Origin of the sequence: Olsenella sp. An188 (genome assembly GCF_002160255.1) — a bacterium.
GTDB lineage: Bacteria > Actinomycetota > Coriobacteriia > Coriobacteriales > Atopobiaceae > Thermophilibacter > Thermophilibacter avistercoris.
This window is the reverse complement of the sequence record NZ_NFKF01000001.1, coordinates 277,963-296,999: the sequence shown is the minus strand read 5'-3', so window position 1 is coordinate 296,999 and position 19,037 is coordinate 277,963. Positions and strand designations below refer to the sequence as shown.

Annotated in this window: 13 protein-coding genes and 1 pseudogene; 10 read left to right on the top strand and 4 right to left on the bottom strand. The window is 54.2% G+C overall.

From position 1 onward, the window contains the following. Positions 1–133 precede the first annotated feature (133 nt). The gene (locus tag B5F23_RS01375) at positions 134–1,411 is read left to right on the top strand and encodes an MBOAT family O-acyltransferase (protein WP_158096091.1); all 1,278 of its coding nucleotides are present in this window, start codon (positions 134–136) and stop codon (positions 1,409–1,411) included. 8 nt (positions 1,412–1,419) lie between these two features. After that, complete coding sequence (locus tag B5F23_RS01370; RefSeq protein WP_087350740.1) at positions 1,420–2,661, top strand: DHHW family protein; 1,242 nt, start codon at positions 1,420–1,422, stop codon at positions 2,659–2,661. A gap of 10 nt (positions 2,662–2,671) precedes the next feature. Here the strand turns inward: B5F23_RS01370 and B5F23_RS09905 are convergent, their stop codons facing one another. Together B5F23_RS09905 and B5F23_RS09900 are read right to left on the bottom strand one after the other, a co-directional pair. Further along, positions 2,672–3,985 (bottom strand): CDP-glycerol glycerophosphotransferase family protein, encoded by a 1,314-nt coding sequence (locus B5F23_RS09905; protein WP_241145775.1) that lies wholly within the window; start codon positions 3,983–3,985, stop codon positions 2,672–2,674. 936 nt (positions 3,986–4,921) lie between these two features. Continuing rightward, positions 4,922–5,919 (bottom strand): annotated as a pseudogene (locus tag B5F23_RS09900) (CDP-glycerol glycerophosphotransferase family protein); the annotation flags it as partial. Positions 5,920–6,202: 283 nt separating this feature from the next. On the opposite strand from B5F23_RS09900, the gene B5F23_RS01355 reads away from it, so the two are divergent. From B5F23_RS01355 to B5F23_RS01335, 5 genes are all read left to right on the top strand, one after another. Continuing rightward, on the top strand, positions 6,203–7,006 hold the full coding sequence (locus tag B5F23_RS01355; RefSeq protein ID WP_158096090.1) for an acyltransferase: 804 nt from the start codon (positions 6,203–6,205) through the stop codon (positions 7,004–7,006). Positions 7,007–7,301: 295 nt separating this feature from the next. After that, on the top strand, positions 7,302–8,108 hold the full coding sequence (locus tag B5F23_RS01350; RefSeq protein WP_087350730.1) for an ABC transporter permease: 807 nt from the start codon (positions 7,302–7,304) through the stop codon (positions 8,106–8,108). Next, positions 8,098–8,889: an ABC transporter ATP-binding protein gene (locus tag B5F23_RS01345; protein WP_087350728.1), complete on the top strand. Its 792-nt coding sequence runs from the start codon at positions 8,098–8,100 to the stop codon at positions 8,887–8,889. Before B5F23_RS01350 ends, B5F23_RS01345 begins: the two co-directional genes overlap by 11 nt. Positions 8,890–8,976: 87 nt before the next feature. After that, positions 8,977–9,702, top strand: coding sequence for a glycosyltransferase family 2 protein (locus B5F23_RS01340; protein ID WP_087350725.1), 726 nt, complete (start codon positions 8,977–8,979; stop codon positions 9,700–9,702). Positions 9,703–9,714: 12 nt separating this feature from the next. Further along, complete coding sequence (locus B5F23_RS01335) at positions 9,715–10,068, top strand: DUF2304 domain-containing protein (RefSeq protein WP_158096089.1); 354 nt, start codon at positions 9,715–9,717, stop codon at positions 10,066–10,068. A gap of 123 nt (positions 10,069–10,191) precedes the next feature. On the opposite strand, the gene B5F23_RS09510 is transcribed toward B5F23_RS01335, so the two are convergent. Then, positions 10,192–11,421, bottom strand: a complete 1,230-nt coding sequence (locus B5F23_RS09510; protein ID WP_143786329.1) for a lipopolysaccharide biosynthesis protein — start codon at positions 11,419–11,421, stop codon at positions 10,192–10,194. Between the two features lie 171 nt (positions 11,422–11,592). On the opposite strand from B5F23_RS09510, the gene B5F23_RS01330 reads away from it, so the two are divergent. Continuing rightward, positions 11,593–12,399: a glycosyltransferase family A protein gene (locus B5F23_RS01330; protein ID WP_087350719.1), complete on the top strand. Its 807-nt coding sequence runs from the start codon at positions 11,593–11,595 to the stop codon at positions 12,397–12,399. Between the two features lie 10 nt (positions 12,400–12,409). Here the strand turns inward: B5F23_RS01330 and B5F23_RS01325 are convergent, their stop codons facing one another. Then, on the bottom strand, positions 12,410–13,393 hold the full coding sequence (locus tag B5F23_RS01325; RefSeq protein ID WP_087350716.1) for a glycosyltransferase family 2 protein: 984 nt from the start codon (positions 13,391–13,393) through the stop codon (positions 12,410–12,412). A 359-nt stretch (positions 13,394–13,752) separates the two neighbouring features. Between B5F23_RS01325 and B5F23_RS09505 the strand changes: the two genes are divergently transcribed. Together B5F23_RS09505 and B5F23_RS01320 are read left to right on the top strand one after the other, a co-directional pair. Further along, complete coding sequence (locus B5F23_RS09505) at positions 13,753–15,711, top strand: DUF7657 domain-containing protein (RefSeq protein ID WP_143786328.1); 1,959 nt, start codon at positions 13,753–13,755, stop codon at positions 15,709–15,711. Positions 15,712–15,997: 286 nt separating this feature from the next. Next, on the top strand, positions 15,998–19,000 hold the full coding sequence (locus tag B5F23_RS01320) for a DUF4422 domain-containing protein (protein WP_087350714.1): 3,003 nt from the start codon (positions 15,998–16,000) through the stop codon (positions 18,998–19,000). Positions 19,001–19,037 lie beyond the last annotated feature (37 nt).

Genomic DNA, 19,037 nt, shown 5'->3' with positions numbered 1-19,037 from the left:
CTTGTTCTACGCGTGGGGCGACCCAACGTATCTCTGGCTACTTGTACTGGCGATTCTCGTTAACTGGGCCTTTGCCCGTGGCATCTCTGCGAGATTCCCGCGCTCTAAGGCAATGCTTGCCTGCGCCATTGTCGTGGACGTCGCAATCCTGGCCTTCTACAAGTACGAGGGCTTTGTCGCGGAGAATCTCTCGGGCCTGCTGGGGGTGGGCGTCCCCAACCTGGACCTTCCCATGCCCCTGGGCATCTCCTACTACACGCTCAAGCTCGTCACGTACGTCGTTGACGTCTATCGAGGGGACGCGGAGCCGAGGCGCAATCCGCTCGACCTTGCCCTGTACGCCTCCTTCTTCCCGGCGATGACGGCCGGGCCAATCGTGCGCTATGCGGACTTTGCCCCTCAAATTGACGGGCGCAAGGAGACCCTGGATCGCTTTGTCGCAGGAATTCGCCTCTTTGCGATCGGTCTCTCGAAGAAGGTGCTGCTCTCAAACGTAGTTGCCATCCTTGCAAGTGACATGCTCGCTCGAGGCGGCTCGAGCATCGGTGCCGTCGGCGCGTGGTCAGGGCTGCTTGCGTACTCGATGCAGCTGTACTTCGACTTCTCCGGATACTCGGATATGGCAATCGGCATCTCCAAGATGCTTGGCTTCGAGATTGGCAAGAACTTTAACTACCCCTATATCTCCAAGTCAGTCACCGAGTTCTGGCGTCGCTGGCACATCTCCCTCTCCACCTTCTTCCGGCGCTACATCTACATCCCCATGGGCGGGAGCCGCGTGTCCGATGCGCGCCTCGTGCTCAACCTTTCCGTGGTCTGGATTCTTACAGGAGTCTGGCACGGTGCGGCGTGGAACTTCATCTTCTGGGGCGTCTTCTACCTCATCGTCCTTCTCGGCGAGAAGTTCGTGTGGGGAGCTGCCGTGTCTCGACTTCCCGGGGCTCTGCGGCACCTCTACGTGATCTTCGTCTTCATGATCTCCTGGGCCCTCTTCTGGATTTCCGACCTCGGAGAGCTGGGGACCTACCTCGCGGCGCTCTTTGGGGCATACGGCGCCTTTGGCGCGAGCAAGCCCTGGGAGCTTCAGGCGTGGGCATACGTCCCCGTGCTCGTGGTGTGCGTCGTTGCGAGCACGCCGCTGGTGCCATGGGTCCGCTCGCGCGCTCTCTCATGGTGCGCTGGAAGGCCCCGCTCCTCTGATGACTATGGGGTAGGCTACAAGGAGGTTGGCTCGGAGCTGCTCTGCGACTGCTCCGGCTACGAAGAGGTGATTGAGTCGAAGGGTGGGCGCATCGCGCTCTGGCGCATCCTCTGCGTAGCCTGTGACCTTGTGTTGCTCGTCCTCATGGCCCTGTCCATCATGTCCGTCGTTGCGGGGTCCTTCAGCCCGCTCATCTACTTTGGGTTCTAGGGGGAGTGATGAGAAGGACCTGGCAGATTGCCTACCTGATCTTCTTTGCGCTCGTTATAGGCTCCTTTGGAATTGCGTGGTGCCTCGACAAACTTGATGTGCCTGTTCCCGAGGAGCTGGGGCTCGAGAAGAACCGCTCGTATCTAGAAGGGAAGACGTACGCCAGCTTCCCGGAGCCGACGCTTGCGTCGTTTGAGTCGGGGGAGTTTCAGGAAGGCGTCGAGAGCTTCGTGGCCGATCGCTTTCCGGCAAGGGATGGGGTACTTCTTGCCAACGCGGCGTGGCAGCGCTCCCTCATCGGGATTTCCGCTGCGGCGTTTGGCTACGACGTCTACCCAACCTTCTACGGGTCCGACTACGCGTATGACGCGCCGCGCGATGAGGTGATTCAGATTCTTGATCCGGCAAACGCCGAACAGGTACAGACCTACGAGCGGGCCGCTGAGGCATACCGCTCGTTCGCGGAGCGCCATCCAGAGCTCAGCTGCTACTTCTACGAGGTCGACCGCATGAGCTCGTCGACGAGAAGCCCCACCCACGATCTCATGGGTCCCTCGGTGGACACTGAGTTTCTCGACGAGCACTTCTTTGACCTTCTTGGCGACCAAATTACCTGCATCGAGGGATCGTTCGTGGATACGGACGCCTTGGCGGAGGCGTTCTTCAGGACGGACCACCACTGGAATGGCGCGGCCGCGTACGAAGAGTACGCGAAGATGCTTGACGCGATGATGCCCGGTGCCGAGCCGGCGCAGGTTGTGGACTGTGTCACCTGGGACAACGTTGCATTCTACGGTTCAACGTCACGTTCGGGCCTGTGTCTCACGGATAGACCGGACCACATCGTCGATTGCCTGGTCGATATCTCTGACTATGAGGTGACCATCAACGGAGAGCATCGCGCTTCGGAAGTGCTCAATGGGTCCGGAAGCTATGAGCTTGGCGAGGTGGGGGCGGACCCCTTTACCAACCGCTACGCTGAGTACTTCCACGGGGACTACGGCCTGATACGCATCGAGAACTCAGACGCGCAAACGCAGGAAAGTCTGCTCATCATCGGCGACTCGTTCGACAACGTTGTCGACCGGTACTTTGCCGCAAACTACGCGACCGTTTACGTATATGATCCGCGCCACGCTAGCCTCACCGTCGAGGAGTTTCTCAAGCGCTATGAGGTGGACGACACGCTGTTCCTCATGGGGTCGACGGTGTTTCCAACGGAGCAGGCCGTAGAGCAGCTGGGAAAGTAGCCCCTGTCGGCTAGATGAGGCCGTCCTTGCGCATGAGCTCCATGAGCCGGTCCGTGTTGTGCCCATCGTGAAACTTGACGATGCGACGATAGCGACTTAGGTGCTCCTCGCTTTGAGGGCCCTCGTATGCGCGGAGGAATTCCTCGTTCGAGAGCTTGGCGGGGTCTCGCACCACATTGCCGAAGGCTGTCTCATCGTCGATCATGAGCTCCGTGCCCGCACCATACTGCGCAAGGCACTCTTCGAGGTCCTGCCAGAAGAAGAGCACGTTGGCGCCGCGGTAGAAGGCGTCGTAGGCGATGGATGAGTAGTCAGTTATGAGCAGGCGGGTCCTGCGAAGGATGGCGTCGTAGCTCTTGCTCCCATCCTCGAAGAGGCTTTCGTGGGGATTGTGCTGGCCCTCGGCTGCCTCCTTGAAGAGCGGGTGGGGGAGAACGATGATCTTCTCGCGCAGGTGCTCGGGGACGGCGTTGATGGCCGTGACGATGAACTGGTAGTAGCTCGTCTCGGTGAAATGGGCGCGAGCGGAGTTGTATTCCCAAGGACGCCAGGTGGGCATGATGGCAATGAGGTCTGCGTCCTCGTCCCAGCGGTTTCGGTCGTACTTGGGGAGACCGCACACATAGAGCGTGGAGGGGTCATACCCCCCTCGGTCCACGAAGTGACTCTTCTCCGCCTCGCTTGAGGTGACGATGCGGTAGATGCCGCGCAGCTTCTTGGGCTTGAAGAACGTGCGCGACTCACTGTCGAGGGAGATCATGTACATGACGCCATGCTGGAGAAAGACGTAGTTGATGTTCTTTGCGCTCAGGCGTCGGGAGACGCAGCGGTTTGCCGGACGCAGGTCGATTGCGTGCGCCAACATCTCGGTGCCGATGAAGGTCTTGGCCGAGAAGAACATCATGTAGTGTCGCATGCTGTTCTTTCTCACGAGATAGGGGCGATACTTTTGGTCGACGAGGTCAAAGTCCGCACTATGCGAGCTCAGGATGAAGCGCGCGTTCGTATGCCCCTCGTCAATGAGTCGCTCGAAGACAACGGACGCACTTTCCTCGTATCGCGAGGCGTTCTTCTCGTAAAGCAGGATGGTCCTTCTGTATATGGGAACAACGCGAGTAAGGGCGCGTGCAACCGCTATCTTGAGTCGCTCGCCTGGGGCGTCGATGGAAACGGTATCTCGCGTGCTGAAGCACAGCGTGTTCTTCGCTGCCTGTCTGAAATACGAGGTTGTCCCTCGGGTTGCGTCCACCCAGATTCCGGAAACACGGTTTGAGCTTCTGTGACGGTCCCTTATGTTGTAGCGGATGCGTACGCCTCCGGACATGCCGTCGGAAGCGTGGCAGCGCAGATAAATTTGATTGTGGATGGGCAGGTCTGGGAGAATCGATCTGGGGACCCGAATCTCGTAGCTAGAGAGGATTTTATGTCCCAGTTGGGCAACCTTGCGAAGATGGCCCACCCCCCGACCATCGGCAAACTCGATGACAAGGTTGCCGAAGTCGACGCCTCGTGCGAGGCGAAGGGAGATCAAGCCTCTCATGAGGTAGGAGTCGTCCGCGCTCCTATGGTGACGAGTCAGCAGGGTCGCTTGCATCCCGGGCGTGAAGTAGCTCTGGGAGGCTTCCTCGGAGACCACCTGTCTGTCTGACGCCACGTTGGCAGAAGATGTGGGGTATCGGCCGAGCAGACGACGTGTTTGGACCTCGCGCCGAAGTCGTGTCAGCGAGCCGTCTCGCAAGATTCCCTCATGTTGCATCGAGGAGAAGGAGAGCATCTTCATGAAATAGGACGCGTTTGCGTTGAGGTCGATGATGCGCCCGAATTTGATTCCTGGCAGAAGCCTGGCGACCTCACGATGTGCCAGCTCGCGGAGCAGGGGCGAGAACAGCAGCTGGGCCAGCCTGGAACGAGAGGCTAGAAACAGGGCGTACTTCTCAGGGGTGGTTTGGACGTGACTCGAAACAAGAGCGAGATAGGGCATGGTTCGAGCGACGTTATTGAGGAGATTCAGCGAACTGTCGCCGTACTTGCCCGCGCAGATGAACACGCCCTCATCGTTTTCAGGCAGTCTCTCGAGCTCAGAGCAGACTATGTCGTTCAGGGCGGCGTTTCCTGTGCTCGAGGCGTAGTACCCCACATGCTCGCGAGCACTCGGATTGTCCAGGGGCTGAAGTCGCGCTCCCTCGACGCCAAGAGCCACATCAAGCACGTCTTCGCAGGCGTGTCCGGTGGCGTGCCGACAGAACTCCTCGCGAAAGGCACTATAGGGGGAGTGCTCGGAAGTTGAGATGAGCGGGACGAGCTCGGAGGGCGTTTCTGCGATGGGGAAGGGAAGGGCGTCGTAGTCTAGGTAGGTTCCCTTCGTGCTGAGATACTCGTCTTTGTCGTAGGCGAACAGGACGATCTTTCGGTTGGTTACGGCAAAGTCAAAGAAGACGCTGGAGTAATCGGTGACGAGGGTGTCGCATGCCGCGAGAAAGTCGTAGGTTTCGAGCTCAGAGGGGAAGGGTCGCACGTGCTCGAAGGCGGAGAAGTCCATCCCGCCCGTCACGAGAAAATGCAGGTTAACGTAGAAGAGGTCGTGGCCTGTAAGCCTGGAGTCGATCTCTCTAAGGAGCTCGTGGATTTGGGCCTTCTGCCCCTCAACGTCTGCGGAGCGCCTGGCACCTCGCCATGTGGGCATGTAGGCGACGACGTTCTTATCACCCAAGTCGTAGGCCTCGCGAACCCTCTGTGCCGCCCCCTGGTCGAGAAGCGCATCGTTGCGGGGATAGTCGCACATGAGCACGCGATGCGAGAAGAGCGTTCGAAGCTGGTAGTCATCCCAAAAGACACTCTTCGTGAGTTCGTTTGGAAAGACGAGGTAGTCGGCCGCAAGCATGTTTTTCTGGACGTTTGCCATGGACGCGATGGCGTTCTCAAGGTCCGAGTGACCGAGGTGCTTGAGGGGGTGCCGTGCCAGGTGTTGACATAGACCTGCCCGTCACGCTTGAAGAAGTAGGTGGGCAGCGAGTTGTCCGTGAAGAGATAGTGCGCACGTGCGAGCAACTCCTTGTAGCGAAGGGAATTCCTAGCTACGAGCTCAACGCCATCGATTCCGTAATGGGAGAACCTGTCTCTAGCCTGCGACTCGGTGTCCTCGGTTACGACAAAGGCGGCGCGAAGATGGGCGTATTGGGGGAGCGTCTCGATGGCACGCGCAAGTGCGAACATGTTGCCATTGATGTTCTTACCTTGGCCGGCTTCTAGGAGGCACATGTTCTGAAGGATTGGCTTTCGGGTCTGAGCAACGTAGGCGGCATAGGGCGCACGGGAGCGCTTGATGACTCTCTTGGCAAACGACGCGAAGCTCACGGCCTGTTTTCTCCCTTCGGTTAAAACTTACTCATATTATCATGTGACAGACTTGTATCGATAGCCTGCTGGCGAAGCAGATCTTGAGACGGGAGCTTGGCGGTGATGCTGCGTGTCCGAAAGGGCTCAGAAGCCGGATGACCTTCGGATTCTCTCAGACAACACGTTCATGGGCGAGGTGCCTGTCATGACGCGCTCGTCCGTGGAGTTCAATGGGGTTGGAAACGTCTTGTTCTGCGAGAAGGGCGTCACCCTACGTGATTCCCGGATTGTATTCAACGGTTCTGGGGGGCTCGTCTATCTCTCCTCTTCGAAGCATTCGATTTGCGCTGAGGTCTTTGTGTGGAACGACTCCACCTTCTTCCTCGGTGAAAACTCCTATATCAATCCCGGTGAGCCGCTGCATGCCATTGCGTCGGAACGCAGGAGCATCTTCATCGGTGACGACGCCCTGATCTCGTTTGGTGTCTGGATGAGGACGGCCGACCCGCATCTCGTGTATAGCGCTCACGACCTGCGCAGAATCAATCAGAGCAAGAGCATCGTGGTGGGGGACCATGTGTGGCTCGGCCAGCAGGCAATGCTCCTCAAGGGAACGGTCGTGGGCTCGGGGAGCATCGTCTCTGCCCGAGCGGTGTGCGCGGGCAAGCGTATTCCGTCTAATACGAGCTGGGCCGGAAACCCTGCGCGTCAGATCTCCGAGGACGTCTTCTTCTCAAAGCAGTCTGCGCACGCGTTTGATGCGGAGCGTACGGAGCATTTTGAGACGTTTCGAAAGCGCGACTACATCTTCAGGCCATCGAGAAGCGCCGCGGATGTCCTGGCCGAGGTTGACGGGATTCTGTCTCCGGACGACTCTCCCTCACAGCGCGCCAAGCGTCTGGGCGCCCTTCACCTCGGCGACGTCGATCATGACCGATTTGCTGTGGCTGTAGAACGCTCCGAGGGAACTTTGACCGGCCTCTTTCGTGGGCGAAGGGCACGATTGTAGGTGGGAAAAGGAGGGCTGCGCTAGGCGGACCGGCTTTCTAAAGGACGTTCTTACTTTCCCGGTGATTGACGGTTACGCATTTTGCTGGCGAGAAAGGACCTCCTGATCGCGCCGGAGCATCTCGAGTTCACGCAGCTGCTCCATATTACGCCGTTCGACGGCGCCTCCGGGGTTCTCGCTAAGCGGACGATTCGCGGATGCTGCTTGTTCCTTTTTTACCGTGCTCCGCCGCTCTTCTCGCTGAAGGCACGTAGAATGTAAGGGCCGTGTCATCCGTCCGCAGAGAGGCAGTTTCGTGCTCGCAACGCTCAAGCAAATTCTGTCAGAGAACTGGCAGTGGCGCCATCAGATCTGGGACCTGGCAAAGATCGACCTCATCAAGACGTACCGCGGAGCCGCCCTTGGCAAGGTGTGGCTGTTCACCAAGCCTGCCGTCTACATCCTCGTGTACTGGTTCACGCTCTCTGTGGGCATGCGCAGTGGGCACGACGTGAACGGCCAGCCGTTCCTGCTCTGGCTCGCGACGGGCGTCTTCCCGTGGTTCTTCATGTCTGACGCTATCAACACGGGAAGTGACGTCTACCGGCGCTACCCGTACCTGGTGAACCGCCTCAAGTTCCCGCTCTCGGTGATCTCCACCTTCTACACGCTCTCGATCATGATCATCTTTGCGTGCACCATGCTCTTCACCCTTGCCGTCTGCCTGCTCACGGGCGTGCACCTCTCGCGCTACCTCCTGCAGCTGCCGCTGGTTATGGTCATCATGTTCGTGTTCTGGGTGGCATGGTCGATCATGCTGTCCCCGCTGGGTGCCGTCTCGAAGGACTTCTCGAACCTCATCAAGACGCTCTCGACCCCGTTCTTCTGGCTCTCAGGAATCCTTTTCCAGCTGAGCTCGCTGCCAGAGATAGGGCAGAGGGTCATGGCGTTCAACCCCGTGGCGTGGTGCGTGGAGGCGGTGCGCGACTGCTTCGTCTACAAGGAGTGGATCTGGGAGCGCCCCGACGAGCTCATCCCGTTTCTCGTCGTGTTTGCCGTGGTGGTTCTTCTCGCCCTAAGAAACTTCAAGCGACTCTACAAGGAGGTGCCCGATGTCCTCTAGCGTCGCATCGCAGGCTATCGACTACGGCGAGGCCTCCGTCGTGCGCGACGAGGACCGCTCCAACCCGATTGCCGTGCGCTTCGATCACGTGTGCAAGACCTACAAGCTCTACAAGAACGACCGGCAGCGCCTGCTCGCCACGTTCTCCAATCGCGTGAAGTGCGACACTATTAACGCGAGCGACGACCTCACGTTTGAGTGCCGGCGCGGCGAGGCGCTCGCGCTGCTGGGCGACAACGGCGCCGGCAAGTCGACCGCGCTCAAGATGATCACGGGCGTGTGCTTCCCCACGTCGGGGCGCATCGAGGTCCATGGGCGCGTCTCCGCCCTGCTGGAGCTTTCCGCCGGCTTTGACATGAGGCTCTCGGGCATGGAGAACGTCCGGCTTCGGTGCCAGCTCTGGGGCCTCTCCAAGGGGGAGTCCGAGGAGCTCATTCCCGGCATAGTCGAGTTCTCTGAGCTGGGGAAGTACATCGATCAGCCCATGCGCACGTACTCGAGCGGCATGCGGGCGCGCCTCGGGTTTGCCTTTGCGTCGTCCATCCGGCCGGACATCCTGGTGGTGGACGAGGCGCTCTCCGTGGGCGACCGCAAGTTCGCCGCGAAGTGCCGCAAGCGCGTGAGCTCAATCATGGAGAAGGAGGGCGTCACTGTGCTCTTTGTGACGCACTCGACGTCGCAGGCGAAGCAGTTCTGCAGTCGCGGCATCGTGCTGTCCCACGGAAAGACGCTCTTCTCCGGCGGAATCGACGATGCCGTGGAGTTCTACGAGAACACGTAGGGGGCGGGGAGGGCTGTCACTTTTCTTGGAGCTTGTCTGCTAGTATGTGGGCTGCCTACGTAGCCGACTATTGGAGCTGTCTGCCAGATGCCTGACTGTGTCGAGAAAAACTCAAAGAGCCTGCGCGTTCTGGTGATCGTTCCCGCCTACAACGAGCAGGATGCCATCTTGGCTACAGTTGAGAAGATTTGCGCCTGTGGTCTCGACTACGTGATAGTTAACGATGGTTCGACAGACGACACCCTCGCAATTTGTCGCGAGCACAACCTCAACGTTCTTGATCTCCCTCAGAACTTGGGTATCGGGGGCGCTGTTCAGGCTGGGCATAAGTATGCAAGACGCTTTGATTACGACGTTGATGTTCAGGTCGACGGTGATGGACAGCATGACCCCACCTTCATCCCTAAACTAGTTGAGCTCATTGAGGATGGTGCGGACCTGGCCATTGGCTCTAGGTTCCTTGAGGAGACTGAAGGTTTTCAGTCGACCTTCATGAGGCGAGTGGGAATTACGTGGCTTTCCTTCTGGATTAAGCTTTTCACTGGTAGGCGCCTGACCGATCCGACGTCGGGTTTCAGGGCCTGTGGCCGTAGGGCGATCGAGCTTTTCTGCAAGAGCTATCCCATGGATTATCCCGAGCCTGACTCAATTGCCCATGCGATAAGGGCGGGACTTTCCGTCAGGGAAGCGCCTGTGTCCATGCTTGAACGTCAGGGAGGCAGGTCTTCGATCGGTGGGTTGTCATCAATCTACTACATGATTAAAGTCTCTCTTGCCATTTGGATAACCTGCTGGTCGCATAAGAGGGGATAGGCGGCTATGGATGTGACGGTCATCATGAGGATACTTGTTGCGATCGCTGACCTTGTCTTTCTCATGTGCGTACTCAAGCTTGTCTCTCAGGACAAGCTTTTGTTGAAGTATTCGCTGCTCTGGATTCTGCTGTGTCTTGTCGTTCTAGTCTGTGATGCGTTTCCGGAAATCATGTATTGGGCAGCCGACCTTATTGGGTTCATCTCTCCGTCCAACTTCATCTTCCTCGTTGCCATTGGCTTGCTGCTTGCAATAACCCTGTCTCTGAGTGTTGCCGTGAGCAGGGCGGTGGTTGCGAACAAGAACCTCACCCAACGACTTGCGCTTCTCGAGAAAGAGCTTGAGAGGACCGAGTTTGAGAGCTAGCTTTATCGACTAGATACGCCCGTCTGATCCATCAATCCAAAGCACTGAATATGCGTTCCGTCTGCGGAAATGACGCGCATGCTTCATTTCCGCAGACGGGGCATCAAACGTCGAGATCGTGCGCTATTTGGCTCTCAGGACTGACGCAACGCCGAAAACTATTGCAGCTGAGTAGGCTCCAATAAGCGAGATGTTAATTCCGTTCATATACCAGATTGCCGTACAGGGAACTATAAGTGCCAAGTTCGCAAGAAAGGCAATTATGTTCATGGCGAGCGTAAGTTTCAGTCCATTGAAGACGATAAGTAAGTCGGAGAGCAGAATCGTTTCTGCGGCACCAGCTGTGACGACGAGAGCAAGTGGGAGCACCCCAACGTACGGCTTGATGGATTCGCCGTACAGCGCTGTGAGCAACGGTTCTCCTACGAATAGCAAGATGGCAGAAAGAACAAGAGCAACTCCCAAAACGAGAATGAGGAGCTTCAGGGCGGAGCGTTGGGCCTTGTGTACCTCTCCGGTCTTGTATTCATTTGCGATGGAACCCAGCATGGGGGTGTACAGATTCTGCGCTAAAACTTGGATGATTACGCATGGGGTTGCAACCGAAGCGTATATCCCCAGTGGGGACTCTCCATAGGCAACTCCAAAGTATTGGCGTGCGGAGGACATGATAAAGTTGCCAATCAGGATACCGAGGGCAGCTGGAAAGCACTGTCGCAAAAGTGTTGTGCACTGCTCTCGAGTGATGCTTGGGGCAAGGGAGCCGGACAGCAACCGTGCCTTCTGCACGTCGTAGATAATGGTTATTGCAAGGCAGCCGGCAAACATGAGGAGCAGTGAAGCGGGCAGGCTATCAAACAGGATCATTCCAAGCGAAAAGAGCGTAACGCACAGGATGCCCCTGACAAGCTGAGATTTTCCAACATAGTCCAGCCGCATGTGTACTTGATCTACTCCGTAGAGTACGTTGGAGAAAGCTTCGTCTGCTTTGAACAGCAAAAAGACAATCACTGTGAGTAGCGTTTGCAGGCTAGGCGAGATGAGGGCTGAATATATCAGACAGAGGGCATACGAGCCAAAAACGGTGATGAATCTAAGTGCGACATAGTTTCTTGTGCTATAAGACCCATTCACATCGGACACTTGAAATGTCCTCATATTATAGGTTCCCATAACAAAATATATGTTGCCCACGGACATCGCGAAAGCAAGCATCCCTGAGTTTTGGTAATCAGTGCTGAGACGCACAACAAGAACTGTGAGTAGCCACATACACCCTTGATAGAAGACAGACCCTACTGTATTCCAGAAGATATTCTCCTTGAGCCCAAGCTCAGTCTTGGTTTGCTGCAAGTTCATTTCTCACCTTCGAACGGCTCTGTTCCAACCAAGGTTATTCCATGCTCTCTCCATGGCAATATGTCTACCTGGAGATTCAGGAAAAAGCTGTAAAGATGGGCTTTGCTAGGCAATAATAAAGTCGACCTATATTCTTGAGCTGATTCATGAACAGGGGCAAATGAGATGTCTTCGGTACGGTATGGGACGCATGACCACACATTCGTTGTCTGCGCATACAAGAAGAGCCCGTACCTGAACGAGTGCATTGGCTCATTGCTATCCCAGACCAGGCAGAGCTCCGTCATAGTGGTAACCTCCACGCCGAATGAGCATATCGAATCAGTCTGCAACCGCTTCAATGTTCCTCTATATGTTGGAGACCACAAGAGTGGCATTGCTAGGGATTGGAGCTTTGGGCTCGAGATGGCTAAGACGCCTCTTGTGACCATTGCTCATCAGGATGATGTGTATAAGCCGCAATATGTCGACCGGATGCTCGGCCTGGTCAACTCGGATGAAAAGTCCCTCATCTATTTCTGCAATTACTCTGAGCTGCGAAATGGCGAAGAGGTTGATAATAATAGCTTGCTTCGTGTTAAGAGATCAATGCTGCTTCCGCTTAGGGTAAATACTCTGAGAAGGTCGAGATTTGTCCGTAGAAGGATTCTTTCGCTGGGATCTCCCATTTGCTGCCCGTCGGTCACCTTTGTTCGACCTAATCTGTCCACGCCTATCTTTACGGATGATTTGAAGTGTGACCTTGACTGGCAGGCATGGGAGAGGATTTCTAGACTTCCGGGCGCTTTTCTCTATGATCCAGCAATCTGCATGTCGCATCGCGTTCATGAGGGCTCAGAGACAACGGCGCTAATTCGAGATGATACAAGAAGTAGGGAAGATTTCTTCATGTTTTCCCTCTTTTGGCCAAAGTGGATTGCGCATGTTTTGGTAAAAGTGTATTCCTCAAGTCAGCGAAGTAATTCGTTGTAGAAGTTGCTCGCTACAGGAGAGAGACAAGATAATACAGCGGTCGGTCAAGGCCAAATTTATGTAGCCCCATTAGTGTGCCGACAGCCATTCGAATTCGCGCAGATTGGCCCTGTGGCCTAGTCAGACCAACGTGCTCGTTGCTTCTATAATTTGGAAATTGCTCTTTTAGGTCTGATATGAAGAAATTAACTCTTTCTCGCATTGAACGAATTCCACAGCCCCTGTCGTAGACAACGAGTGCATTAATCATGTTTGCAAGATAGGTGTATTCAACTACATCTTGATCTGCCTCGGAAAGAGATTCGAGGTGGTGTGCGGCAAGAAAATGCCGAAAGATGTCGGAGACGTTCCTTTCCATGTTCCGGTCTGCAGTCATGGTGTTTGTTGTGGACTGCTCATTAAAGAAATAATGATATCCAGTGTAATTAATAGTCCTATATCTTGCCTTGTGAATAAACAAGTCAAGACCGAAATAGATATCCTCACCGCATTTAATCGGGCTGTATTGGATGTCGTTTTCAATCAAGAAGTCTTTCCTGTACATCTTTGCACAGGAAATCGAATATGTTGTGAGACACCATGGACCGCTTGTTGCAGGAACTTTGACAAGTCGATTTCCATAGTCTTTGGTGAATCCTCCAACGACAACATCCACGCTACTTTCATGCATGGCCCGAAGGTATGTTTCCACAAAGTCTGGGGCAAAATAGTCATCGCTGTCCAAAAAGGTGACGAAAGTACCTTGCGCGACTCTCAGCGCTTTTTCGCGCGACCGTCCTCCGCCGATATTTGACGTGTTGTTAATGACAGTGATGCGGCCGGGATTGTCAGCAGCATACTGGGTCAGGATTTCAAATGAATTGTCAGTACTCTTATCATTAACACAAACTAATTCAATGTCCTTAATTGTCTGAGCAAGGACACTGTCGAGACAGCGATATATAAAGCGCGAAGCATTATATACGGGAATTATGACAGAAACAGTAGGGTTCATGACCCCTCCCGGTCGAATGACATACACTCTGACAGTATATAGTTAGCTTCGATGAAGATGGTGGAGAAGATGGCAAGCGAGGTCGATTGAGCAATGGTTATGTTTTGCCTATACTCCCCACACAGTGGAACAATAAACAAGTTGGCTAGTTATAAGATCGGACAGGCGGTATGTCATTTATGAGCTTCTGTAAAGATGCCAAAGGCCCGGGTCGAGCTGCTTCCATATGTACGAGTTTGGCTGTCGCTGTCGTAGTATTAGTATTTCTAGTTTTGTATCGCGGCCTTACACTCCAGTTCATAACGGGTGGGGACCTAGAGAGCTGCATTATTTCGATGCTCTCAAGTTGGAAGTATCTGGTGGCTGGACTTCTCGTGTTCGTTCTTTCGGTGGTCGCCACATACTGCTTCGTGAGGTACGCGGATAAAATTGTGCCCATTCTATACAGGCGGCGCGTTGTTATCGGAATCATAGTTGTCGTTTTATGTACACTATTTGAAATCTCAGGTTCGTCAATCGGGATGTGGTCAAAGACTCTTCCGGATGCCTCTTCTGACGGCTTGGTGCTGGGCACTCCAAGGTGGTTTCGAACTGACGAATTTGCAACAACAATGGCAGAGGTGTTCGCGCAGTTTAATGACCCCTCTGGATATCTCCCCTATTTCGGAACCGTCTTTCGTGGAACCCAGACCGACATGTTTGTCTCGGGAATACCGGTGTTCGATTTGGCGGCGATCATCAGGCCGTTTTCATGGGGTTATATTTTATTCGGATTGTCGAGGGGGCTTGCCTTTTATTGGAGCGCACGTTGCGTAGCGCTCTTTCTATTAACATTTGAAGTTGCGCTCCGCCTTATGGGCGAAAAAAAGAAGCTTGCATTCCCAATTGCTACGCTGGTCACATTCAGCTCGGCGGTCTGCTGGTGGGGCTCGGCTGATATCCTCATTTATTCAGAAGCTTTGTATCTTGTGGGCGTGCGTTTCTTTTCATCTCGAAGCACGGCTGGCTGGATGGGTTGGTCGGCTACGTTCTTCTGGCTCCTTGGCGCTCTTGTTGCTACGCTGTATCCGGCCTGGATAGTACCTTATGCCCTGCTTTTCCTTTGCTTAGGAGTTGCCTATCTAGTGCAGCACAAATCGGAGATGTGCTTCTCTCCGAGAAAGCAGCTACTGTGCTGTGTTCCTGGAATTCTCATGCTTGTTATTCTTGGCATGCATATTGTGTCGCTGTCAAGCGATGCGATGGCGCTGCTGTCCTCAACTTCATATCCTGGGGCGAGAACAGATTTTGGAGGAGGGGATCCAGCGTATCTATTTAGATCGCTGACAAGCCTATTCACCCCGATTTCAGTTGAGGGGTTGTCGACAGATCGTCCTGACAGCATCTCGTCAATTATGTGTCTATACCCAACGGGCATGCTGCTTGCTGCCTATTTGGTTGTAAAAAAGAGGCGTTTCGACCCGACGCTCATCGCTCTATTTGCCGTTGAGGCGTTCTATTCGGTTTATTTCCTTTTTGGATTACCGGAGATTGTTGCACGTGTGACTTTGATGAGCTTTACAATTCCGGAACGAACTGCGGTTGTAATTGAACTGATAGATTTGCTTCTCATGGTCAAAGCGCTCTCTTTGTTTGAAATTGAATCCGCGAGAAGAGCACTTTGCCTCAGCGCTGTACTTGCAGGCGTCTTTTCACTGTTGAATTATGTTGCCGAGCCTGGCTACTATGACTTTGTCAAGATTGTAATCGCGTTCTCATTCTGCCTATGTTTCGCTTACTTCTTTTTTGTTCGCTCTGCTTTGGGCATGGCTATCGTCTCGATAGCGATTGCGCTCTTTTCTGGCGTTCTTGTCAATCCGGTTCAAGTTGGGGTTTCTGTTGTTGAGGATAACGTTCTCATCAGAGATATACGAGAGCTGGCGCAAGAGTCCGACAAGAAATGGATCACCCAAACTGATTGGGCGGAAAACATTGCTGCCTTTGCTGGAGCTTCAACAATCAATTCAACCCAGTATTATCCAAACTTTGAGTTTTGGGAGACGCTCGATCCTGAGGCAAGAAATCAGGAAATCTATAATAGGTTCTCTCATCCACGGATAACGCTGACAATCGCTGAAAATGCCGAGCCCTCAATCGAGCTCTCTGGAACTGATGTCATATCAGTTACGCTGCCAGTCAGCTATCTGAAAGAGCTAAACGTTGGCTACGTGTTGACGCAAGGCGATTTGAATTATCTAAACAGCAATGATTGCGGAATCGAGTTTAGTCTTTTGAGGACATACGGGGGGTACTCGATCTATGAAGTCGGGTATGAGTAGCAGTCCGTGCCTCAATAGCCTGCTTGCTTAGCACCGTGACGTTACCTACGTATGAAAAGAGGACAGAATCTGCGTGCAGCGGGCCCGTGGTTGGAGGCAATCGTATTCATATCGTATTGTACCGCAGCCCAATACATGGACTATATCTTATGAGGAGTGCTGATGTTTGCCTTCTGATATATGGGAATCTGAGTCAAGGGACAAAAACCTGTTCGCGCTAGTCCGAGGTTTTTCTCTTGTAGAATTATCTACAATAATGGGGTTCAAAGCTGCCGAAAGGATTTTCATGCCCTTCTTTTCAATTGTGGTTCCCGCCTACAAGAATGAGGCATATCTTCCAGACTGTCTTGACAGCATTCAGTCCCAGTCATTCCGGGATTGGGAGGCTGTCGTTGTCGTGGACGGCAGCCCGGATTGTTCAAGCGCTATTGTTCGTGATTATGCCCAGGGGGACCCTCGCTTTATTCTGATTGATAAAACTATCAATGAGGGAACCCACCGTGCTCGCATGAGCGGCGTTGAGGTGGCAACGGGTGAATTCATCTATCTTCTTGATGCGGACGATAAGCTTCCTCCCACAGCGCTCGAGCGATTGCATGAGGTTATTTCGACCAATCCGGAACACGACGTTTTTCACTATGGGATTAACGTAATAGGTGTTGATGTCAGTGAAGATGAGCGGACGGCATTCGAGGATTACATCAACCTAGATTGCGGAGTTCTGCACGGCCATGAGATTCTTGACTATGCGTGCTCGGCGGAGAAGGGGTTTTTGCAGGACTGGCGTGTCACTCAACGCGTATATTCCAGCTCGCTTCTTAAGGATTCCTTTGCAAGAATGACAAAAGACAGGCTGGGCCGGGCTCAGGATGGGTACGAGTTCTTTGTAATCGCCAGCCTAGCTTGTTCTCAGCTAACGTGTAACGACGTCACTGCTCTCGATTACTTCTATGGGCGTGGTATTAATGGGAATAAAAAAATGTCTCAAGAGAAGTTTCTCAACAGCGCCCGTGATTTCCAGGCATGCATAGACGCTATCCGACAGTATGCTGCCCCACGTGCCTGGATGTCTGAATCCTGCAATGGGTCTGCGGACAAACTCGTCGAACTCCTCATGAACGACTGGCATATCCGCCTTTCGGACCAAGACAAGCTTGCCGTCCTTAACGACCTAGCAAGCATTATCGGGGCGGATGCACTTTCCATCGAACTGATGCGTTTCGTACGCGATGACGCCTACGCGCTCTGGTGCTCGGGTGGAACTCTTGACGGCGCTTCTCCGCTGCAGGACTGGTTTGACTCGGCGAAGCGCCTTCACCAGGGGGTGGTGGAGAGCAACCGCTATCAGTCGATGAAGCTCGAGGCGTCTCAGCACCTTGGGGAGATTTGCCGCCGGACGGAGCGGTGGTCGACCTATAAGGACCAGACCATCCGAATCTTTGTTTCTACGCACAAAGATGTCGAGCTGTTCCAGAGCGACATCCTCCAGCCGGTTCAGGTGGGTGCCGTCCGAGCTTCCGCTCCCATCGGCCATGCCCTGCGCGATTGCGATGGAGAGAATATCTCTGAGCTCAACCCCATGTACTGCGAGCTCACCACTCAGTACTGGGCCTGGAAGAACGTTGATGCCGAGTACTATGGATTTTGCCACTATCGCCGCTACTTTGACTTCAACGAGGTTCGCCACGCAGAAAACGATTTCGGCGAGATTATGTATGATCGCATCGGGTCCAAGGCCCAGCAAGAGTTTTGTCTTGACGACAAGAGGATTGCCGAGGCCGTGCGCAGTTATGACGTCATCACAACAGAGTTCAAGGACCTGAGGGAATTCCCCGAGGATTACTCAACCCCCTGGGAGCACTACAACAATGCACCCCAGCTGCACATAGAGGATCTTGAGCTCTGCATGCGCATTCTCGGAGAGATGTATCCGGACTACGTCAAAGATGCCGACGAGTTCCTCCATGGGAACAAGAGCTGCTTCTGCAACATGTTCATCATGCGGAAGGACATCTTCCAAGACTACTGCTCCTGGCTTTTCTCGATTCTAGAACGTTTCATGGAAGAGTCCGACATGAGCCTCTATAGTCGTGAGGCGAGAAGAACCCCGGGCCACCTGGCAGAGCGTCTTCTTAACATTTATTACAACCATCACATGCGGATTCGGTCTGGCTGGAAGACGAAGCAGCTCCAGTGCGTACACTTCATCAACCCCGAGCGAATCTACAAGGTGGACCCAATCTTTCCGCGTTCTGGGCTCCCCATTGTTCCGATTGTGCTTGCTGCAGACAACTCGTACGTTCCCATGCTCACCACAACCTTGCAGTCGGTGATGGCCAACGCCTCGGACAGGTACCACTACGACGTCCTCATCCTTGAGCGAGGCATTGGCTCTGACCGCAAGGCCATCATGCAGCGCTTTTTTTCTAGGTATAAGAATCTCTCTCTTCGCTTCTACGACGTTGCGCCCTTGGTGGCTGGTTACGACCTTAAAACAAACAACGAGCACATTGGCGTGGAGACCTACTACAGGTTCCTCATCCAGGAGATTCTCCCCTTCTATGACAAGGTGCTCTACCTCGATGCCGACCTCATTATCGAGGGCGATGTGTCCGAGCTCTATTCCACTGACTTGGGCAATGATCTTCTGGCTGCAGCTCACGATATTGATTACCTCGGGAATCTAAGCATGAAAGACGGCGAGCGCCTGCGGTACAGCGAAGAGGTCCTTGGACTCAAAGATCCTTGGGGGTATTTCCAGGCAGGGGTACTTCTGCTGAATACGCGCGAGCTTAGAAAGCTCTGCTCGGTCCAAGAGTGGCTTGAGGCTGTCTCGGGCTCCGAGTACATCTATGATGACCAGGATGTCCTCAACTCCCACTGTCAGGGGCGCGTGAGCTACCTTGACTACTCTTGGAACGTTATGATTGACTGTGACGGCAGAATCGGCAGGCTCTTCTCGCTTGCTCCGTCTGACTCGTACGACGCGTTTCTCGCCTCAAGAGAGAATCCCAAGATTGTCCATTACGCCGGCTATGAGAAGCCTTGGAAGATGGCCAACTGCGATGAGGCGGTCCGATATTGGGGCTACGCTCGTCAGACCCCATTTTACGAGGAGCTCGTCGGTATGCTTTCATCGGATACAAAACCGACTCCATTGTGTGCTGCGCCGGCTCGCGCCGTTTCTGAGGATAGTCCAGTTAGAAAGATCCTTGATCCGGTATTTCCGCAGGGATCTCGGCGTAGGGAGCTGGCAAAAGCAATAGGGCGTGCAGTTCGGGGGAGATAGGCAAAATGGCACCCCGCTTCTCCAGATATCGCCTGCT